The 16,461-nt window shown below is 70.0% G+C and carries 14 protein-coding genes and 2 pseudogenes; 9 read left to right on the top strand and 7 right to left on the bottom strand.

Annotated elements, in window-relative coordinates; genetic code table 11:
- Positions 1-13: 13 nt before the first annotated feature.
- Positions 14-541: a hypothetical protein gene (locus tag MUG78_RS10685; RefSeq protein WP_246994641.1), complete on the top strand. Its 528-nt coding sequence runs from the start codon at positions 14-16 to the stop codon at positions 539-541.
- A 43-nt stretch (positions 542-584) separates the two neighbouring features.
- Here MUG78_RS10685 and MUG78_RS10680 read toward each other — a convergent pair whose 3' ends face one another.
- The 3 genes from MUG78_RS10680 to eccCa all read right to left on the bottom strand — a co-directional run bounded on the left by MUG78_RS10680 (position 585) and on the right by eccCa (position 6,647).
- The gene (locus MUG78_RS10680; protein WP_246994639.1) at positions 585-1,274 is read right to left on the bottom strand and encodes a sulfite exporter TauE/SafE family protein; all 690 of its coding nucleotides are present in this window, start codon (positions 1,272-1,274) and stop codon (positions 585-587) included.
- A 478-nt stretch (positions 1,275-1,752) separates the two neighbouring features.
- Positions 1,753-2,712 carry a type VII secretion-associated protein gene (locus MUG78_RS18295; RefSeq protein ID WP_246994637.1) on the bottom strand — a complete coding sequence of 320 codons (960 nt, stop codon included), beginning with the start codon at positions 2,710-2,712 and terminating at the stop codon, positions 1,753-1,755.
- A complete protein-coding gene (gene eccCa / locus MUG78_RS10670; protein ID WP_246994635.1) occupies positions 2,709-6,647 on the bottom strand; it encodes a type VII secretion protein EccCa in 3,939 nt (1,312 codons plus the stop codon). The genes MUG78_RS18295 and eccCa overlap by 4 nt, the downstream gene beginning before the upstream one ends.
- Before the next feature lie 143 nt (positions 6,648-6,790).
- Here eccCa and eccD point away from each other — a divergent pair, with 143 nt between their 5' ends.
- The 3 genes from eccD (at position 6,791) to MUG78_RS10655 (ending at position 10,130) form a co-directional block, all read left to right on the top strand.
- On the top strand, positions 6,791-8,251 hold the full coding sequence (gene eccD / locus MUG78_RS10665) for a type VII secretion integral membrane protein EccD (RefSeq protein ID WP_246994634.1): 1,461 nt from the start codon (positions 6,791-6,793) through the stop codon (positions 8,249-8,251).
- On the top strand, positions 8,251-9,606 hold the full coding sequence (gene mycP, locus MUG78_RS10660; RefSeq protein WP_246994632.1) for a type VII secretion-associated serine protease mycosin: 1,356 nt from the start codon (positions 8,251-8,253) through the stop codon (positions 9,604-9,606). Before eccD ends, mycP begins: the two co-directional genes overlap by 1 nt.
- Before the next feature lie 254 nt (positions 9,607-9,860).
- Positions 9,861-10,130 carry a hypothetical protein gene (locus MUG78_RS10655; RefSeq protein WP_246994630.1) on the top strand — a complete coding sequence of 90 codons (270 nt, stop codon included), beginning with the start codon at positions 9,861-9,863 and terminating at the stop codon, positions 10,128-10,130.
- A gap of 59 nt (positions 10,131-10,189) precedes the next feature.
- Here the strand turns inward: MUG78_RS10655 and MUG78_RS10650 are convergent.
- A pseudogene (locus MUG78_RS10650) lies at positions 10,190-11,141 on the bottom strand (4-hydroxy-3-methylbut-2-enyl diphosphate reductase).
- Positions 11,142-11,175: 34 nt separating this feature from the next.
- Between MUG78_RS10650 and MUG78_RS18290 the strand changes: the two are divergent.
- The 4 genes and pseudogenes from MUG78_RS18290 to MUG78_RS10635 form a co-directional block, all read left to right on the top strand.
- A pseudogene (locus tag MUG78_RS18290) lies at positions 11,176-11,502 on the top strand (lipid droplet-associated protein); the annotation flags it as partial.
- A 1-nt stretch (position 11,503) separates the two neighbouring features.
- Complete coding sequence (locus MUG78_RS18285) at positions 11,504-11,902, top strand: hypothetical protein (protein WP_308221399.1); 399 nt, start codon at positions 11,504-11,506, stop codon at positions 11,900-11,902.
- A gap of 23 nt (positions 11,903-11,925) precedes the next feature.
- A complete protein-coding gene (xseA, locus tag MUG78_RS10640) occupies positions 11,926-13,191 on the top strand; it encodes an exodeoxyribonuclease VII large subunit (RefSeq protein WP_246994628.1) in 1,266 nt (421 codons plus the stop codon).
- Positions 13,188-13,409, top strand: a complete 222-nt coding sequence (locus MUG78_RS10635; RefSeq protein WP_246994626.1) for an exodeoxyribonuclease VII small subunit — start codon at positions 13,188-13,190, stop codon at positions 13,407-13,409. Before xseA ends, MUG78_RS10635 begins: the two co-directional genes overlap by 4 nt.
- A 64-nt stretch (positions 13,410-13,473) precedes the next feature.
- Here the strand turns inward: MUG78_RS10635 and MUG78_RS10630 are convergent, their stop codons facing one another.
- On the bottom strand, positions 13,474-13,896 hold the full coding sequence (locus tag MUG78_RS10630; protein WP_246994624.1) for a DUF6764 family protein: 423 nt from the start codon (positions 13,894-13,896) through the stop codon (positions 13,474-13,476).
- Between the two features lie 83 nt (positions 13,897-13,979).
- On the bottom strand, positions 13,980-14,549 hold the full coding sequence (locus MUG78_RS10625) for a DUF4245 domain-containing protein (protein WP_246994623.1): 570 nt from the start codon (positions 14,547-14,549) through the stop codon (positions 13,980-13,982).
- A 95-nt stretch (positions 14,550-14,644) separates the two neighbouring features.
- Here MUG78_RS10625 and glpX point away from each other — a divergent pair, with 95 nt between their 5' ends.
- Complete coding sequence (glpX, locus tag MUG78_RS10620; protein WP_246994621.1) at positions 14,645-15,631, top strand: class II fructose-bisphosphatase; 987 nt, start codon at positions 14,645-14,647, stop codon at positions 15,629-15,631.
- Between the two features lie 94 nt (positions 15,632-15,725).
- Here the strand turns inward: glpX and MUG78_RS10615 are convergent, their stop codons facing one another.
- Positions 15,726-16,430 (bottom strand): ABC transporter ATP-binding protein, encoded by a 705-nt coding sequence (locus MUG78_RS10615; RefSeq protein ID WP_246994619.1) that lies wholly within the window; start codon positions 16,428-16,430, stop codon positions 15,726-15,728.
- Positions 16,431-16,461: the final 31 nt, after the last annotated feature.

The raw sequence follows: 16,461 nt of genomic DNA, 5'->3' as shown, positions 1-16,461 counted from the left end.
AAAGGAGGCCGCCGTGCCCGACCTTCAGCACGTCGATCCACGCAGTGCGCGACGCCGCTTCATTCTCACCATTCTCGGCGCGATCTTCGGCGCGGTGATCACCGCGACCGGCGTCGCCATCGCGATCGGCCAATACTCCCAGGCCGACACGGCCGCCTACGTGCAGCGGGCCAAGGAGTGCCAGTCCAAGCTCACGCAGTTCACGCTCGACGGCTACGCGATCGACGTCGAGATCACCAAGGACATGAGGGAGTACGACACCACGGCCACGCTCACCCCCGCCTACCGCGGGCTCGTGCTCACCGGCATGGAGGCCGACGTGGTCTGCTCCACCGGCGAGGGCGACTTCTACTCCAGTGCCACCAGCGACGCGATCGAGCAGATCATCGACTTCTACACCGAGTCCTTCGGCACCGCGACCATGCCCGACGGCAGCCCGCTGACCGACGAGGCCGCCGACACGTACCTGGTCCCCCGCCTGGAGATCGTGGCCGACGCCGCCGAACGCGCCGCCGAGGCGTACGCCGACCGGCTGTCGTGAGCGACGCTCACCTCGCCATTCGATCACCGATGAACGACCGAGGTTAACCGCTAACGAGGTGCACGGCCCCCAGTGCGATCAGCATGAACGGCGCACCCCACGTACAGACGATCACGAATCGACGTGCAGCGCCTTCCGTATTTTCGGCGTCTTCGACTTCTTCACAACCCGGTAATTCCTCCGCCCTCGCCGCGCCATTTCCCCTCGACCATCGAAAGGCGAGGGAAAAACCAAAGACGACGGGCACGGAGAGCGCCACGGTTGCATATAGAACCAGCACCACAACGGCATAGGCAGGATCCAAATCCAGACCATTGAGAACCATCAGGCCACCAAAAAATGGAGCCGAAGTCACCGACTGCACAAAACCAAGTACAAGGCCTGCCCGAAATGAATTCCACCGAGAACCAGTCGTATATCCAACCACCCGCTTTGCGGTCGGATACATGTCTGATCCGCGAATCACCATAACCAGACCGATACCTCCGATTACGATGAACAACCACCCAAAGGCGGGAGATTCCAAGACAGCTGTCACGAGAGACGTGAATCTGCCGAAGAAGACGGCAACAACGATAGACAGACCCAGTACGGCCAGCCAATCGCCAGCCAAGAGAGCGAATGCCGTTCCGCGGTAAGCTTCTTGACCTGCCAGCACCCTCAGCGTTACCAGCACAGCGATCAACAAAACGTTGACCGCGTCGACGAACGCAAAAGAGACTACCGACAGCACCCGTGAGACTGTACACTCACCGGACTGCCGGGTGTTGACGGCATGACTGTGCCACCACCCCGCAGCTTCAGCAAGCAACCATCAGGCGTAATACCACCATTTGCCGTCCCGATGCGTCTCGCAGCCCTTCACATGCAGCCCCGGCGCACCATCGCCCCACTTCATCGCGGCAAGGCAACTCACCCGATTACTGTGCGGGCCGTGCCAGGTGTAGTTGTTCGCAACTTGAACCACAGGACTGCCAGTTGAAGCCTCGGCGGTGCCGACAGCGAGCCAGCTCGCACTCGAAGCCAATAACGTCACGGTTGCCGCGACAACGACCCTTTCATTTCTCCCCGATCTTTGTTGAGTTCAGCATCGACTGATGCTCTCACCAGAATAGAAGCCAGCATACTCCCAAGACGTGAGAGATCCGCCCACACCTCGTTACTCGTGTGCCGAACGGTGAGATGTACGCCACCGCCTTCGTGAGCGACGCTCACCCCGCCACCCGGACGCTGCCCACCGCACGACGGCAGGCATCGTCGACCCGGCCGGCACCGGTGCCCTCCTGACAACCGACGCTCACCTGCAGCCCGCCGTCGACGACGATGTACCAGCGCACCGACGGCCCGGACACCGGCGCCTCCCGATAACTGATCACCTGCCGCCCGCCGTAGGTGCTCGACGCCGCGAACTCCACCACCACGTCGTCGCCGCGCTGGGCCACCCGCTGGGCCAGGCTCGCTGCCACCGACGCTCGATCGGCGCCCGCCCGCAGCGCGGTCACCACCACGATGAGCCTGCGGCCGTCGGCCTCGTCGGCGAAGACCGCACGGATGCCGCGACCGTCCTCGGGCCGGTCCCCGGACAGTTCGGTGCGCTGCCAGCCGCCGGGCACGGTCAACTCCACCGGTCCGACGCGCGCCGCACCGAGATCGACGACGGCAGTCCGCGGCCAGCGCGCCACCAGCCCCGCCAGCCCGAGCGTCAACACCGCCGCGATGACGACCACCAGCAGTGCGCGCCCGCCGCGTCGTCGGGACGGCTCCGGCGGCGGCGGAAAGTCGAAGTCCAGCGGAGCACGCGGCAGATGTCGACCGCCGTGACGTATCAGCAGCGCCGGGTCGACGCGCGCCACCCGCGCATCCGGCAGGTTCCGCGCCAACTCGGCCGCAAGTTCCCGCGGGCGTGGGCCGTCGACCAGCACCACGTCCGCGGCCCGGCCGAGTTCGCGCAGTTCGTCGGGCAGCCCCACCGTCAGTTCGTCCGCCGCGCTGCGCACCACCTCCCACCGTCCGCCATCCCGGTGCAGCACCTGCGCCCGCCACAACGGCGGACCCCACCCGGGCGGCTCGCCCGGCACCAGCAGCTCCTCTATCACCAGGCATGTCTCGGCGGCGGCATCGCTGTGGCTGGCCGCGATCGCCACCGCACGAGGCACGGCCGGAGCGGTCACCGGGCCACCTGCACCATGTCGGCCCGGCGCGACCGCGAGATCAGCTCGCCACGCCCGGCCGGGAGCTTCTGCATGCGGTGCCGTCCCACGATGTAGCCCTCGTCCGGGTCCCCGGACAGCAGCAGCACCTCGCACGACAGGTCCCGCAGCCCGGCGACCAGCGGATCGAAGAGCCCGCGCCCGATGCCGCCGGACCGGCGGGCCAGCACCACCCGCAGCCCGATGTCGCGCGCATGCCCGAGCAGCTCCAACATCGGCGTCAACGGGTTGCCCATCGCGGTGGCGACCAGATCGTAGTCGTCGATCACCAGGTAGACCGTGGGTCCGGTCCACCAGTCGCCGCGCGCCAGCTGTTCAGCGGTCACGTCCTCGCTCGGCAGACGGGCACGCAGGTAGTCGGCGAGTTCGACCATCATCGGCGCGGCCGTCTGCGCCGAACTCGCATACCCGGCGAGGTGATCGGCATCGACCAGCCCCAGCAGGGTGCGCCGATAGTCGACGACAACCAGCTTGCAGACCTCGTGGCTCCCGCTCGCCATCAGTCCGGTGATCAGGGTGCGCAGCGTCTGCGTCTTGCCCGACTCCACGTCGCCGACGATCAGCAGGTGCGGTTCGGTCGCGAAGTCGGTCATCACCGGAGCGAGGTCCGACTCGCGCAGCCCCAGGACCGCTTGCCCGGCGCTCGGCGAATCTCCTTGGGCCGCAACGGCGTCGGTGACCGGACCGAGGGCAACGTCGTCGGCCAGTAACCGCACCCGCGGTGCCGCGCACTCGCCGTAGACCGCGGTCGTCGCGGCGACGAAGGCCGCGGTCCCCTCCGGCAGTGTCTCGACGTCGGCCACTCCGTCGGTGCGTGGGAGCGCCACCAACAGGTGCAGTTCCTCGCCGGTGAGGCCGCGACCCGGCCGCCCCGTCGGCACCGTGGCGGCCGCCTTGCGACTCATCTCCGAATCGAGCGGATCACCGAGCCGCAGCTCGAGCCGGGTGCCGAGGAGGTCCTTCATCGCCGGACGGACGTCGGCCCACCGCGCCGACGCCACCACTACGTGGATTCCGAACGAAAGACCCTGCGCCACAAGAGCGTTGACGTCGTCCTCGAGGGTCTCGAAATCGCTCCGCAAGGTGGTCAGTCCGTCGATCACGAGAACGACGTCACCGTGCGGGTCGTCGGTGTACCGGCCCGCCCGGCGCGCCGCCCGGTACTCCCGCATCGACTCCAGCCCTTCGGCTTCGAAAAGCGCTTCCCTGGTCGTCAAGAGGGTGCGGACCTCGGTGACGGTGCGGCGCACCGCATCCCGGCGCGCCTTGGTGGCGACCCCGGCGACGTGCGGCAAGCCGGCGAGCGCGGCCAGCGTGCCGCCGCCGAAATCCAGGCAGTAGAAGCTCAGCTGCTGCGGCGTGTGCGTCGCCGCGGCCGCGCAGATCAGGGTGCGCAGCGCGGTCGACTTGCCGGCCTGCGGACCGCCGACGACGGCGACGTTGCCCGCCGCTCCCCCGAGCTCCAGCCACAGCGTCTCGCGCCGCTGGTCGTACGGCCGGTCGACCACGCCCATCGGGATGCGCAGATCCCCGATCGAGGTGTGCCCGCTGGTGAAGGCGTCGAGGGTCGCCGCGGACTCCAGCGGCGGCAACCACACCGCGTGCGGGCGACGACCGTGCTCGGCGGCCCGACCGACCAGGGTCTCCAGCAGCGACGGCCTCTCCGACGACGCCGGCGCCGGTGCGTCGTCGACGACGTCGGGCAGCGGTACTCGCTCGGCGGTGAAGCGCAGCACGTCGCCCGTGGCCCGCCCTGAGCCGCGCGTGCCCTCGCCCCCGTGGAGCGGCGGCTCGTACGGCCCCGACACGAACGACGTGTTGAACCGCACCGGTGCCGCCGAGTCGCACTTGAGATAGGCCGCGCCCGGCGTGCTCGGCAGGTGGTAGGCGTCCGGCACGCCGAGGACGGTGCGAGATTCGTTGGCGGAGAACGTCTTCAGGCCGATCCGGTACGACAGGTGGCTGTCCAGGCCGCGCAGTCGACCTTCGTCCAGACGCTGCGACGCCAGCAGCAGATGGATGTGCAACGACCGCCCGAGGCGACCGATCGCGACGAACAGCTCGGCGAACTCCGGTTTCTGCGCCAGCAACTCGGAGAACTCGTCGACGACGATGAACAGCGCCGGCAACGGATCCAGCGGCGCCCCCGCCACCCGTGCCCGCTCGTACTCGCCCACATTCGCGAAGTTGCCCGCCGCGCGTAGCAGTTCTTGCCGCCGGTTGAGCTCCCCGGAGAGTGCATCGGCCATGCGGTCGACCATCGCGAGTTCCTGCTCCAGGTTGGTGATCACCGCCGCCACGTGTCGCGTGGTCAATCCCAAGAACGTGGCACCGCCCTTGAAGTCGACGAGCACGAGATTCAGTTCGTCCGGCGAATGCGTGGCGATCAGCGCGAGGACGAGGGTGCGCAGGAATTCGCTCTTCCCGCTGCCCGTCGCACCGATGCACAACCCGTGCGGCCCCATGCCGCCATGCGCGCTCTCCTTCAGATCGAGGTCCACCGGGGTGCCGTCGACGGTGTAACCGATGGGCACGCGGAGTCGTTGCTGCGCCGATCGGCCCGCCCACGCGCGCTGCGGATCGAACGCCCCCGCATCGGAAATCCCCAGCAGCGCAGGCAGTCCCGGATCGGCGGCCACCTGCGAGATGTCCAGCCCCGGCAGCGGCAAGCTGCTGGCCGGCCGGAACCGCGCAAGCCCGCGCGCCAAGGCTTCGGCGCGACCGAGGGACAGCGTGTCCGCGGTCGCGAATCGTTCGACCCCGGCGACCGTCTGCGCGGAGACACTTCCCGCTTCGACCACCAGTCTCAGTCCTCGTCGCGCCGCCAGGGACTCGGGATCGGGCCGCAGATCGAGCACCGTCAGGCCCTCCCGCCCGGCACCGACCGCCAGCTCTTCGTCGCCGGTGCGCGGCCCGCCGTCGAGCACCACGATCAGGTGCGGCCGGGCCCCGACCGGCGGCGCCGACCTCGAGAATCGGCCGCGTTCGGCCAGGTCGTCGGCGAGGTCGGTCTCCAGCGCGTCGAGGCTGTCGTAGAGCATGCGCGCCGCGCCCAGCCGGTCGCGCGTCGTCGGATGCGCCACGTGCGGCAGCCATTTGGTCCAGTCCCAGTCCGGGGCGCCGGGATCCTCCGCGGCGATCGCGATCAGCACGTGGTCCGGTCCGTGCAGCACCGCCAGTGCGCCGAGCATCGCCCGCACCAGTCCCAGCGTCGCCTCGCGCGGTCCGCTCACCCCGATCGCCGGAAAGCCGCGCAGCGACACCGCGCTCGCCAGGTGCGGCACCGTCGCATGGGTCTGGACGAAGCGTCGTAATGCCAAGGCGCACACCGGTTCCAGATCTTCGGCCGGGGCCACCTCCGGCGGGACGAGCGCGGTGGCGAGCGGTTGGGTGCCTACCCCGAGACGGATCTGTAGGAAGTCGGCGTCGCCCGGTCGGCGTTCCCACATCCGCACCGTGCCGAGCAGAACCGGCAGGGCCTCCGGAGCGGGATGGGACCAGGCCGCGCACGTCCGCTGGTCACGGACCGTCGCGCCGACGCTCTCCCGCGTCTGGGACAGGTAGCGCAGATAGTCCTTGCGATCCTCGTTCAGTTCCGCCGAGCGCGCAGGTCCGCCACGACCACCACCGGCCAGCATGCCCACCATCGACATCACCATCATCAGCGGGAACATCAGGAACAGCGGATTCGACAGCGCGCCCCGGCCGCCGGTCATCATCATCAGCGCGACCATGCCCACCACCGCGACCACCATGACCACGGGCAACAGCCGCACCAACATGCTCTGCGGTACTCCGCGGGCCACTTCCGGCGGCCCGGTGAGAACCAGTTCGCCGCCCGGCGTCACCGGCTGCGCCACGCGTCGCGGGCGCACAAAAGCCACCGTCGTACCCATCGGACTCCCCCCGAAGTCGTGTTCGACGCGATTCCCCCGAATCGCGTGCCGGTCGTCGTCTCCCGTGATTAGAGTCGACCACCATCGTCGCCTCACGGCGATGGTGAAGGTTGTATCAAGAACCTCGGGGGAGGGTTTGCGGAATGACCACGATTGACGATGCGCCACCGGCCGAATCGGGGACGACGGCCGCGGAACCGGAACTGGTGCGGCTGTCCATTCTCGGCGCCGACACCCAGCTCGACGTCGCCCTGCCGACGGGAACGGTGATCGCCGCACTCCTACCGGACCTGCTCGACCTGCTCCGACTGCCCGCCCCGCCGGTCGACGATCCCGACCTGATCGACCGACTTCCTCGCTGGACACTCGCCCGGATCGGCGCGGCGCCGTTCCCGGTGGAGGCCACCCTGGCCGAGGCGGGCGTGGTCGACGGCGAACTGCTCGTGATCGTCGACGACGGACCCTCCGCGCCCGAGGCGTTGGTCGACGACGTGGTCGACGGTCTCGCCCAGCTGGCAGGTCGGCACGCACTCGGCTGGACCGCGGAAACCGCTCGTATGCTCGGCTACGGTGCCGCCCTCGCCGGCACCCTGTTCGCGGTGACCGCGGGCCGTATCGCACCCGTGTCGGCGGTGGTCGGCGCCGCGGTCTTCGGCGCGATGGCGCTGGTGCTGCTGACCGCGGCGATTCTCGGCACCCGCGCGGGCGTCGATCCGCGCAGCACGGCGACGCTGTCGCTGTGCGCCACCCTCACCGCGGCGACAGCGGGTTCGTTTGCGCCGCAACCGAATACCGCGGGACCAGCCCTCGCCACCGCGGGCGCCTGCGGACTGGTCGCCGCCCTCGTCGTCCATCGGAGCACCGGCGTCGGCCCGGCGCTGCATGCGGGCTTGAGCACCCTCTGCGCGCTCGGAGGCGGTGCCGGCCTGATCGCGATGGCGACGTCGGGGAACCTGCGCAGCGCGGCCGCCGTGATCGCCGTCGTCGCCGTGTACGTGATTCTGCTGGCGCCGCGGACGGCGATCGCGGCGGCACGACTACCGCTGCCTCCGGTGCCGACCCTCGCTCCCCCGCTGCCGGAGCAGGTGGACAACGCCGTCGTCGAGGGCGTCGATTCGGTCGCGGCCATCGCGGATCTGGCGCTGGTGGATCTCGACCGGTTCGCGCGTCGGGCGAAGTTGGCGGGCGGCTACCTCACCGGCATCGTGCTGGGCGCCAGCGTCATTGCCGCGGCCGCGGCCGTGGTCGTCGCGACCGGCTGGGGAGGTTCCCTCACCTCACTGCTGCTGTGCGGCACGATCGCCGTCGCGCTGATCGCCCGCGGGCGCACCCACGCGGACCGCACCCAGAGCGCCGCGCTGATCGCCGCGGGCACCGCTTGCCTGCTGGCCACGCTGGCCGGCAGCGATTCGGTCCCCGCCATGGTGGGCGGCGGAATCGGCGTGGCCGCAGCGGCTTTCATGATCGGGACGACCGCCGACGCGCACGAGTTCTCGCCCCTGCAGCGCCGCACCCTGGAGCTGGCCGAGTACGCGGTGATCGTGGCGATCATCCCGCTGCTGCTGTGGCTCCTCGGCACCTACCGCGCCATCCGCGAATTCTGATGGCTGCGTCCGCAACCGCGACCCGACTCGTCGCGGTCGCCGCGCTCGCCGCCCTCGCCGCCGTCCCGGTACCGGCCGGCGCCCGTCCCGATCCCGTTGTCGCAGCACTGGTTCCGGTCAGCGCGCAACCCCTCGGCCCCGCGCAACCGACCGAGCAGCGCACCCAGTGCGCGCGCCCCGCGCCGCTGACCGCCGACCCGGCGGCCGAGCCTGCCGGCCATCGTCTTCTCGACATCGCGCAGGCCTGGCGGTTCAGCCGCGGCGCCGGAGTCACGGTGGCGGTGATCGACACCGGGATCACCCCGCACCAGCGCTTGAACCGGCCGACTGCCGGCGGCGACTACGTGAGCACCGGCGACGGCCTGACCGACTGCGACCTGCACGGCACGCTCGTGGCCGGGATCATCGCGGCCCGGCCGTCGGCTGACGGCTTCGCGGGCGTCGCACCGGAGGCCCGCCTGCTCGCGATCCGCCAGTCCAGCGGCGCCTACGAGGCCCGTGATCGTCGCGGGTCGGCACCGTCGATGGGCGCGGGGTACGGCCCGCTGAGCACGCTCGCGAAGGCGATCGTGCGCGCTACCGAACTCGGCGCGCGGGTCATCAACATCTCCGAGGCCGCCTGTCTCCCCGCCGGAACCGCGGTCGACGACGACGCCGTCGCCAGCGCTCTCGCCTTCGCGCGCAGCCGGGACGCGGTGGTCGTCGCCGCCGCAGGAAACCTCTCCGACGTCGGCGGCTGCCGCGAGCAGAATCCGCCGGCCGCCGCGTCGGCGCGAGACGCCTGGAACCAGGTGCGCTCCACCGCTTCCCCGGCACGGTTCGGTCGCGAGATCCTGACCGTCGGCGCGGTGGATGCGACCACCGCGGCGCCCACCCCCTTCAGCTTGGCCGGTCCGTGGGTCACCGTCGCCGCGCCCGGCACCGAGGTGGTGAGCGTGGCCGGCGGCCGCCTGGTCGACGCGCTCGACGGCGAGGACGGACCGCGCCGCCTGGCCGGCACCAGCTACGCCACCGCCTACGTCTCCGGGGTCGTCGCCCTGGTCCGAGCCCGTTTCCCGGAGCTGTCCGCCGACGAAGTGATCGATCGCATCGTGCGGACCGCCCGCGGCGGCCCCGACCAGGACGCCGCGACCGGTTACGGCGTCGTCGACCCGGTCGCCGCGCTCACCGCGGACCTTCCGAACGCCGCGGCCACACCGCCGCCCACTCGAATGGCCGCTCCCCGCCCGGATCGGCCGGACCACCGCGCCGTGATCACCGTCGTCTGCACCCTGGCTGTCGGCGCCGCGGTCCTGGCCGCGGCCTTCGCGCCGAGACGCCGGCGCAGTCAGCCGTCCGCGTGCACGAGGCGGTGATCGGCCAGCCGGTCAACAAGGACAACTTCAGCCGTCGGATGAAGCCTCCCTGGAACCGCTGCTCGACGACGGAGAACCCGTCCTGGCTGAGAGTCTCCGCGGCCGCCCCGCCGCCCTGTACCGGCTATTCGCCCGGACGCCCCCGGCGAATAGCCGTGGAAATTCCGGACCGGAACCGGAAAATGGGACCAGACCTGGGCATTCGCGACCCTCTCACCGCGATCGTCCGCGCGTGGACTCTAGCGTCGTCGACTATGAACAGTCCGACGACGACCGCGCCGCGCGGTCAGCGTATCCTTCTTTCGAGCCTGCTGGTCGTCGCCGGGGCGATGGTCGCCGCGGTCTCCGTGGCCATCCCCATCGGATTCGGCGCCGGACTGCTCTACGCGGTCGCCTGCATCGGCCTGGCCATCAGCGGCGGCACCCGCGTGATCCCCGCGTGGGTGTTCACTGTCGTGATCGCGGCGTTGCTCCTCGCCGCCGGCGTGGGCCTGACGAACGTACTGCTCCTGACACCCGTCTGACAGACGTACCCCCGCCGTTGGGCGGGGGTACGTCACGGTCTTACGCGAACGCGGGCGCGCTACCGCGGGTTGCGCGCCGGACGCAGTTCCCGCGGCAACGCGAAGGTCAGCGTCTCCTCCGCGGTGGTGATGGTGTCGACGTCGTGGAAGCCGTGTTCGGCGAGCAGCTCCACCACTCCGCGCACCAGGATCTCCGGCACCGAAGCGCCCGAGGTGACGCCGACCGACGTCACGCCGTCGAGCCACGCGGGATCGATCGCGGGCGTAGTCGACCAGGTACGACGCCTGCGCACCGTTCTGCAACGCCACCTCCACGAGACGGACCGAGTTCGACGAGTTCTGCGAACCCACGACGATCACCAGGTCGCACTGCGGCGCCATCGCCTTGACCGCGCTCTGTCGGTTCTGCGTGGCGTAGCAGATGTCGTCCGACGGCGGATCGTTCAGCAGCGGGAAACGCTCGCGCAGCCGGCGCACCGTCTCCATGGTCTCGTCCACCGACAGCGTGGTCTGCGAGAGCCACACCAGCTTGGACTCGTCGCGCACCTGCACGTCGTCGACCTGAGCGGGGCCCTCCACCACCTGAATGTGTTGCGGCGCTTCGCCTTCGGTGCCTTCCACCTCTTCGTGGCCGACGTGGCCGATCAGCAGAATGTCGTAGTCGTCGCGGGCGAAACGCTTGGCTTCCTGGTGCACCTTGGTCACCAGCGGGCACGTCGCGTCGATGGTGCGCAGGTTCCGCTTCTCCGCGTCGGCGTGCACCGCCGGGGAGACACCGTGGGCGGAGAAGACCACGAGCTGCCCCTCGGGCACCTCGTCGGTCTCGTTGACGAAGACGACGCCCTGTTCGGTCAGGGTGTCGACCACATGGCGGTTGTGCACGATCTCCTTGCGGACGTACACCGGGGCACCGTGCTTGGCGAGAGCGCGTTCGACGGTTTCCACCGCTCGATCGACGCCTGCGCAATAGCCCCGCGGTGACGCGAGCAGGACGCGTTTGGTACTGGACATAAGTCCCAGCGTACGGGTGTGGCACAGTAAAAGCATGAGACGTCCTCCGTACCCAGCCCTCGTGGCCGCCGGAGTCTTGGTAACCACCATCGATGAGACCAAGCGCCTGCCCACCCGCATCATCACTTTCCCGATGACGGCGGTCAGCCGCGGCCTGCAGGCCGGCATGCGGTTGCAGCAGAACATCGCCGAAATGGCGATCAAGGGCGACGAATTCTTCGCCCCCTACTGCGAGAAGGCCGAAGAGCAGCCGGAGTGGGCGCGGTTCGACGAGGACGACGACCCGGTGATCTCCATCCCACCCGCCGTGTCGGCGACCGAACCGGCGGTCGTGGCCCCGAAATCGGTCGACACCACCGCGAATGGGGCACCCACGAAGGCCTCGCCCGCGAAGAAGGCCCCCGCCGCAAGGCCCCGCACGCAAGGCCGCAGCGCGCAAGCCCGCCGCCGCCCCGGCCGTCGAGGCCGAGGCTCCCGCTGCGACCGGTCGTTTCGCGCTCTACAGCACCCCGCCGGCCGAGGTCGTCGCCGAGGCCGAAGCCGAGGCACCGGCGGTCGCGACCGGCGATCAGCCCGACGTGGTGATCCTGCTCGACTACGACACCCTGACGCTGGCCCAGCTGCGCGCCAAGCTGCGCGGTCTGAGCGCCGACGAGCTCGGCGAGCTCGCCGACTACGAGCGCGACAACCGCAATCGCGCGCCGTTCGCCACGATGATCGACAACCGCATCGCCAGCCACCAGAAGAAGTCCGGCGCCTGACTCGTGACCCCGACGGACCTCCCGTGACTTCGGGAGCCCCACCGAACTCCGCGGACACCCCCTGGCCGGTGCGGACCCTGAGCCTCAAGCTCGCGGACTGGATTCACCGTCTCGGCCAGGTCTGGGTGGAGGGACAGCTCACCCAGATCAACGCCCGCCCCGGCACGCGCACGGCCTTCCTGACGCTGCGCGACCCGGCCGCAGACCTGTCGCTGTCGGTGACCTGCGATCCGAACCTGTTGCGCCGCAGCGAGATTCCGCTCACCGAAGGCTCGCGCGTGGTGGTCTACGGTCGGCCGAACTTCTACACCGGACGCGGCACGCTGTCCCTGCGCGTCACCGACATCCGACCGGTCGGCATCGGGCAGCTGCTGGCGCGGATCGAACGGATCAAGGGCCTGCTGGCCGCCGAGGGACTGTTCGACGCCCGGCGCAAGCGCCCCCTGCCGTTCCTGCCGCACACCGTCGGCCTGATCAGTGGCCGCAGCAGCGCCGCCCAGCGCGACGTGGTCGCCGTGGCCACCGCCCGGTGGAGCAGCGTCCGCTTCCGCATCGGCGAGGCGCCCGTGCAGGGCCCGACCGCGGTGCCCGCCATCCTCGATCGACTGGCCGTGCTCGACGCCGACCCCGAGGTCGAGGTGATCATCATCGCCCGCGGCGGCGGCAGCGTGGAGGACCTGCTGCCGTTCTCCGACGAGACGCTGCTGCGTGCGGTGGCCGACTGCCGCACCCCGGTGGTCAGCGCGATCGGTCACGAGCCGGACAATCCGCTGCTCGACCTGGTCGCCGACGTCCGTGCCGCCACCCCCACCGACGCCGCCAAGCGGGTGGTCCCGGACGTCGCCGCGGAGACCGCCGCGATCGAGACCCTGCGGAACCGGAATGCGCACGCACTGCGCAACTGGGTCGCCCGCGAACTGCGCACCGTCGAAGGCCTGCGGGCCCGTCCGGTGCTGTCCCGGCCGCAGCGGCTGATCGACGAGCAGCGCACCGTGATCGACCGTTTCCGCGCAGACCTGCGACGCGCCGTCGACCATCACCTCACCGTCGAGCAGCATCGGCACACGCAGCTCGCGGCACGACTGGCCACCCTCGGCCCGGCGCAGACCCTGGCCCGCGGCTACGCCGTGGTGCAACGCATCGACGACGCCGCCCCGCACGCGGTCCGCAGCGTCGATCAGCTGCCGCCGGGGTCGCGGGTGCGTATCCGGGTGGCCGACGGCGCGGTGGGCGCCGTCGTCGACTCGACCGAAGCAGCAACCCCCGACTCGGAAGGAACAGCATCGTGACCGATACGGCAGATGTGACCACCCTCGGCTACGAGGCGGCCCGCGACGAACTCGCGCAGGTCGTATCGACGCTGGAGCACGGCGGCCTGGGCCTCGACGAGTCGCTGGCGCTGTGGGAGCGCGGCGAGAAACTGGCCAAGCACTGCCTGGCGCAGCTGCAGGGCGCGTCCGAGCGCATCGAGTCGGCGCTACAGTCCGGCGACGCCGCCGACGACTAGACCCGCGCACACATCCGCGCGCCGGAGGCGGCAGCGCTGGCCGAAGCCCGAGCTCGCCGCGCGGCTACTGCCAGCAGCCCTTCAGCGTCTGGAAGTCACCGGCGAAGGCGAAGCCCTTGCCGGTGCACACCGGGCCGTTCTTGCCGTCGATCACCACCTGCGCACCGGGCCCGGCGATGCCGATGGCCAGGCCGGGCTTCCATCCGGTCGCGGTCACCGAGGAGTCGGGGCCGAGCGCGATGGCCGCCGGACCGGACAGGCCGCGTGCGTCCGCGGTGGCAACGCCGCCGTTGTCGCTGATCGCCAGACTGATGGCATCGCTTTTCGCGGTCGCCGAGCAGTGGGCCATCGTCGACGACTGGCCGGGCAGTGCGCCGCAGACCTGGGGAGCAGCGCTCGCGGCACCGCCGCCGGCGATGCCCGCGGCACACGCGAATGCGGCGCCGCTGATGAGCATTCCAGCGGCAAAACGTGAGGTCGTCTTCATGATCGCTCCTTTGCTGAATGGCAGTGAGCTCTCTCACTGCACACCGGGCATTCGGAACCGTTCCGCAACCGGATGGGTGCCCCTTACGGCTTGGGCAGCGGCTGCGCCTTCTGCACGGCTTCGGCCAGCGTGGCCAGCGGCGGATCGATCCCGCGGCCCAGCAGTCCGATCCGGACGTCGCCGAGATCAGTGACCCAGACCGTGCGATCGCCCTCGGGATTGTCGTAGGTCACCCACGTGGTGCCGGCGACCTCCGTGGTGCCGGTGCCCATCACACCCTCGCCGCCCAACATCGGGACCAGCGAAACCTCCGGACCGGCCGTCTGGGTGAGCTGCACAAACGTGCCGTTCTCGGTGATCCACCCGACGTTGCTCGCCAGCGACGTGCCGACGGTGTTGGTGGAGCCGGAATTGGACTGCCACTCCGCGGGCACCGCGGGCTCGCGGATCGGGAACGGCATGCTGCGCGCGTCCGCGGTGAACGCGGCTTCGCTGTTGAAGGTCGGCACCTTCTGCTCGTTGGCTGCGTCACCGAAACCCCACGCACAGCTGCCTGCGATGCCGGCGATCACCAGACAGATCAGCAGCAGCGGGATGATGGACCAGACCATGTCTCGGCTGTCCTGCAGGATGCGAGGTTTCTTTTCCGCCATGCCGCCCAGTATCGCAGTCGGGCCGGAGCCCAAGCGAATCGCAGGTCATGGCAGAATTAACGGGATCTCACGCAACGACGCAAGGAGTCGACAGCATGTCGAAGCAAGCCCCGGACCGTAACCTCGCCATGGAACTGGTGCGCGTCACCGAAGCCGCAGCGCTCGCTGCCGGCCGCTGGGTGGGCCGCGGCGACAAGAACAGCGGCGACGGCGCCGCCGTGGACGCCATGCGCGAACTCCTCTCCACCGTCTCGATGCGCGGCACCGTCGTGATCGGCGAGGGCGAGAAGGACGAAGCCCCGATGCTGTACAACGGCGAAGAGGTCGGCAACGGCGAGGGCCCCGAGGTCGACGTCGCCGTCGACCCGATCGACGGCACCACGCTGATGGCCGAGGGCCGCCCCAACTCGATCGCCGTCATCGCCGTCTCCGAGCGCGGCACCATGTACGACCCGTCGGCCGTGTTCTACATGAACAAGATCGCCGTCGGCCCGGATGCCAAGGGCGCCATCGACATCAACCAGCCGGTGGCCTGGAACATCAACTCCGTCGCCGCCGCCAAGGGCATCGACGTCGCCGACCTGACCGTCGTGGTGCTCGACCGTCCCCGCCACGCCGAGCTGATCCGCGAGATCCGCGAGGCCGGCGCCAAGATTCGTCTGATCTCCGACGGCGACGTCGCCGGCGCGGTGGCCGCGGCCGACGACAACAACTCCGTCGACATGCTGATGGGCATCGGCGGCACCCCCGAGGGCATCATCTCGGCCGTCGCCATGAAGTGCATGGGCGGCGAGATCCAGGGCAAGCTGTGGCCGCAGGACGAGGCCGAACGCCAGAAGGCGATCGACGCCGGTCACGACCTGGACATGGTCCTCACCAACGAGATCCTGGTGCGCGGCGAGAACTCGTTCTTCTGCGCCACCGGCGTCACCAACGGCGACATGCTGCGCGGCGTCACCTACCGCCCGAACGGCGCCACCACCCGTTCGCTGGTGATGCGTAGCAAGTCCGGCACCATCCGCCGCATCGAGGCCGTGCACCAGACCACCAAGCTGCGCGAGTACGCACGCCTGGACCTCTGAGTCCCGCCCAACCGTAAGTCCAGCACGGACCGAATACCCCGGCCGCCCTTCCGATTTCGTTCGGAAGGGCGGCCGGGGCCGTTTCGGGGAGTTGCTAGGCGTCGACGAGGTCGCTGTCGAGCAGTCGTCCGTCGAGCATGTGGACCAGCGCGTCCGCACCCGTCGCCGAGCCGACCTCCAACGACTGCAGGTCGTGCGTCACCAGCAGCGCCGCCAGCTCGCGTTCGCGGCTGAGCCGCACGATCAGCTCCACCACCGCGCGGCCACGTGCCTGGTCGAGCGCTGACGTCGGCTCGTCGATCAGCAGCACCTTGCGCGGCCCCATCAGCGCGCGAGCGATGTTGACGCGCTGCCGCATACCGCCGGAGAGCTGGCCGGGCAGCTTGTTCTCGTGCTCGGACAGGCCCACCGCGTCGAGCAGCTCGCGGGCCTGCGCCCGGTTCTTCGACGGGCGTTCACCGCGCACATGCGCCGTCAGCAGGATCTGCTCCAGCGCCGTCAGGTCGGGTAGCAGGTTGTCGTTCTGGAAGACGAAGCCGACGGCCTCGCGCCGGATCTTCGCCCGCTCGGGCTCCTTGAGTTCGCCCACCGCGGTGCCGTCGATCTCGACGACGCCCGAGTCGGGGCGGATCAGGGTCCCGGCCACCGCGAGCACCGAGGACTTGCCGCAGCCGGAGGGGCCGGTCAGGGCGATCACTTGGCCCGGGGCCACCGTCAGGCTCGCACCGTCGACGGCGGTGACACGGCCGTCGTCGCCGTCCGGATAGGTCAGGGTCACGTCGGACAGTCGCAGGCTCATCAGATCTCCTCTGCTCGTAGCGGGTGGGAAC

The sequence above is a fragment of the Gordonia alkaliphila genome, from assembly GCF_023017165.1.
GTDB lineage: Bacteria > Actinomycetota > Actinomycetes > Mycobacteriales > Mycobacteriaceae > Gordonia > Gordonia alkaliphila.
This window is presented reverse-complemented; position numbering and strand designations above follow the sequence as displayed.

Coding starts and splice junctions, on each gene's coding strand:
- MUG78_RS18285 (WP_308221399.1), top strand. CDS start 11,504: ATGGGGCACCCACGAAGGCCTCGCCCGCGAAGAAGGCCCCCGCCGCAA.
- MUG78_RS10630 (WP_246994624.1), bottom strand. CDS start 13,896: ATGAAGACGACCTCACGTTTTGCCGCTGGAATGCTCATCAGCGGCGCC.
- eccCa (WP_246994635.1), bottom strand. CDS start 6,647: ATGGGTACGACGGTGGCTTTTGTGCGCCCGCGACGCGTGGCGCAGCCG.
- MUG78_RS10615 (WP_246994619.1), bottom strand. CDS start 16,430: ATGAGCCTGCGACTGTCCGACGTGACCCTGACCTATCCGGACGGCGAC.
- glpX (WP_246994621.1), top strand. CDS start 14,645: ATGTCGAAGCAAGCCCCGGACCGTAACCTCGCCATGGAACTGGTGCGC.
- eccD (WP_246994634.1), top strand. CDS start 6,791: ATGACCACGATTGACGATGCGCCACCGGCCGAATCGGGGACGACGGCC.
- MUG78_RS10655 (WP_246994630.1), top strand. CDS start 9,861: ATGAACAGTCCGACGACGACCGCGCCGCGCGGTCAGCGTATCCTTCTT.
- mycP (WP_246994632.1), top strand. CDS start 8,251: ATGGCTGCGTCCGCAACCGCGACCCGACTCGTCGCGGTCGCCGCGCTC.
- MUG78_RS10625 (WP_246994623.1), bottom strand. CDS start 14,549: ATGGCGGAAAAGAAACCTCGCATCCTGCAGGACAGCCGAGACATGGTC.